The sequence below is a fragment of the Pseudoalteromonas sp. GW168-MNA-CIBAN-0100 genome, assembly GCF_040309225.1.
In the GTDB taxonomy this organism is placed as follows: Bacteria; Pseudomonadota; Gammaproteobacteria; order Enterobacterales; family Alteromonadaceae; genus Pseudoalteromonas; species Pseudoalteromonas arctica.
Genome location: NZ_JBEOOL010000306.1, coordinates 1 through 329, shown reverse-complemented (window position 1 = coordinate 329; position 329 = coordinate 1). Strand labels below are relative to the sequence as shown.

At 42.6% G+C, this 329-nt stretch carries 1 protein-coding gene; it reads right to left on the bottom strand.

Annotation, left to right across the window (positions count from 1 at the left end; translation table 11 throughout):
• A partial coding sequence (locus AAEY62_RS21230; RefSeq protein ID WP_350636336.1) for a TonB-dependent receptor domain-containing protein occupies window positions 1-329 on the bottom strand: 329 nt, incomplete at both ends.

The window sequence follows — 329 nt, the reverse complement described above, 5'->3', positions numbered from 1 at the left end:
GTAATACTGTAACGCGTTGCTATTTTTGAGGTGAATGTGTCGCCAAAGTCGCTGTAATCTTCATAACGGCTGGCTAAAACCACATTCCACTTTTCTGTTAGGTAGGTATCAAATTCAACAAAAAGTGCTACGTTGTGGCGGCTTTCGTCGGTAACACTTTGCGGACCAAAACCAGATAGTACCTGTGCACCACCTGCTGCAATTGGGTTGCCGTTACTATCAAGCGCGGTAATATAAGAAGCTTCTTCGCCTTGTTCTATTTTGTAGCTTTCGTGGCGGTATTCAGCACCTATAGTAAAAAATACGTCATCTGGTAAACCTAAATCAAA